The organism is Arthrobacter sp. SIMBA_036 (assembly GCF_046535135.1).
Taxonomy (GTDB): domain Bacteria; phylum Actinomycetota; class Actinomycetes; order Actinomycetales; family Micrococcaceae; genus Arthrobacter.
Genome location: NZ_JAWRXG010000142.1, coordinates 1 through 275, shown reverse-complemented (window position 1 = coordinate 275; position 275 = coordinate 1). Strand labels below are relative to the sequence as shown.

1 protein-coding gene is annotated in these 275 nt (G+C 66.9%); it reads left to right on the top strand.

All coding sequences use genetic code 11. From position 1 onward, the window contains the following. Window positions 1-52: 52 nt before the first annotated feature. Window positions 53-275 (top strand): GNAT family N-acetyltransferase (locus SB659_RS19420; RefSeq protein ID WP_410551583.1); only part of this gene is annotated, 223 nt, incomplete at its 3' end.

The window sequence follows — 275 nt, the reverse complement described above, 5'->3', positions numbered from 1 at the left end:
ACTTACGGTATTTCGGCCGTGCCGCGCGCACGGCGCCGAGTTAGGATTGGCGGTGCACGACGCATATCATGGGCGCGGTGTCGGCACGGCGCTCCTGCGCGCGCTGACCGAAACCGCGGATGCGTCGCTCGGTTTGCGCCGCCTCGAACTGCAGGTGTTCGTGGACAACACGCCGGCCATCGCGCTGTACCGCAAGTTCGGCTTCGTCGAAGAAGGCGTGTCGCGCGGTTATGCGATGCGCGACGGCGTGCTGGCCGATGCGCTGCATATGGCCC